Source organism: Oscillibacter sp. KLE 1745, assembly GCF_000469445.2.
GTDB lineage: Bacteria > Bacillota > Clostridia > Oscillospirales > Oscillospiraceae > Oscillibacter > Oscillibacter welbionis.
Map to the genome: position 1 here is coordinate 1 of NZ_KI271736.1, position 289 is coordinate 289.

At 54.3% G+C, this 289-nt stretch carries 1 pseudogene; it reads right to left on the bottom strand.

Annotated features, from left to right (window positions below):
* Positions 1-287: pseudogene (locus HMPREF1546_RS11480) on the bottom strand (topoisomerase); the annotation flags it as partial.
* Between the last annotated feature and the right edge of the window lie 2 nt (positions 288-289).

Below are 289 nucleotides of genomic sequence, written 5' to 3' on the forward strand. Positions count from 1 at the left end.
ATTGCTCTGTCGGCTGTTCTGTTGTGCAAGGGCAAGTGAAACGCTGTGGGCGGTGCTGTGCTGGCTTCGCTCTGTCCCTCGGCGCTTTCGCCGGTTAAGAGCTGGACTGCTTCGGGAAAGGACTTGCCGTAAAACTCCATGACAAAATCAATGGGATAGCCGCCCTTGCTCTGGCTGTGGCGAAACCATTTGTTTCCCCGGACGGTCAGACTGTCATGTTCTTTCCAGCGGTATTCCCGTCCGCTTTTGATAAGTGTCTCTCCCTGTGTGCGGAGAAAATCTTCCAGAC